2 protein-coding genes are annotated in these 1,266 nt (G+C 28.8%); both read left to right on the forward strand.

Annotation, left to right across the window (positions count from 1 at the left end):
* Nucleotides 1-236: 236 nt before the first annotated feature.
* Nucleotides 237-794, forward strand: a complete 558-nt coding sequence (xrtF, locus tag EKL98_RS16260; RefSeq protein WP_126563172.1) for an exosortase family protein XrtF — start codon at nucleotides 237-239, stop codon at nucleotides 792-794.
* Nucleotides 769-1,212 carry an exosortase F system-associated membrane protein gene (locus EKL98_RS16265; RefSeq protein WP_126563173.1) on the forward strand — a complete coding sequence of 148 codons (444 nt, stop codon included), beginning with the start codon at nucleotides 769-771 and terminating at the stop codon, nucleotides 1,210-1,212. The genes xrtF and EKL98_RS16265 overlap by 26 nt, the downstream gene beginning before the upstream one ends.
* The last annotated feature ends 54 nt before the right edge of the window (nucleotides 1,213-1,266 follow it).

Raw genomic sequence — 1,266 nt, forward strand, 5'->3', positions numbered from 1 at the left:
TGCAGGGTTTTGGTCTCATGATTGGCAAAATAAAACCCAACCCAATTGTAGTAATCGATGCTGTTACTGAGAAGTTCACATGTTTTCAACAGTTTTTCTTCTCTAGATATGTTGGAATTAGAAATAATATCGGTTACTTTTGGTTTTAATTCTTCGAAAGTCATAATCATTTATTTTTTGTAAAAGTATTTAAATACGGCTGTTTAATTTTATATAAATTTGTTAAAAAGTTAATTTTGAAAAAATATTTTATTCTTTACAAACCGTTTTTGCTGTTTTTAGGCAAATTTTTATTGACTTACTTACTCTTGACATTTGTTTATCAAATTTATCTTGGACAATTTGATGTGAAAAAAAATGAAGCGGATAGTTTTACAAAACTAGTTGCACAACAAACAGAGGATGTGTTGCTTTTCTTTAATTGTGATGTCAAAACCGCCCCAAATTCAAAAGAACCTGCAGTAAATTTATATTTCAATCAAAAATCAATGGCTCGAATAATAGAAGGCTGTAACGCTTTGAGCGTAATTATCTTATTTATTTCATTCATAATCGCTTTTTCGGGAAAAATAAAACCAACCATTTTATATATCATTGGCGGAAGCATTCTCATTCATATTCTAAACGTTTTTAGAATTGCACTTTTGTGTGTTTTGATGTATTATTATCCTGAACAGCAACATTTTTTGCACGGCGTTTTGTTTCCATTGTTTATTTATGGAGTAGTTTTTGTGTTGTGGATTATTTGGGTCAATAAATTTTCAAAATATGCTAAAAAAACTATTCAATCATAAAGTAAGAATTGCACTTGCAATGTTATTTGTCGTGGCTTTGGTTCTAATTCGAGCCTACGAAGACAGCTTGTTTTATGATCCTTTTCTAGATTATTTCAAGGGTGATTATTTCAATTTACCCATTCCAGAAATTGATAATCTCCAATTATTTGGCGGTTTATTTTTTAGATATTTTCTAAACACAAGCCTTTCATTAGCCATAATTTATGTTTTATTCAAAGACATCGACGCCATAAAATTTGCTTCTTTTTTGTATTTTATTTTTTTTGTGATTCTAGTCGCTGCTTTCTTTTTCATTCTTTTAAAAAATGGAGACACCAACAAAATGGGCCTCTTCTATGTTAGACGATTTCTAATTCAACCTATATTTTTGCTTTTATTTCTTCCTGCATTGTATTATCAAAAACAAAAACAGTAAGGTTTTGAGTTTCTCTAAAAACTTCTAATAATTTAGAGTTATATTTCGTTATAT

Source organism: Flavobacterium bomense (assembly GCF_003970355.1).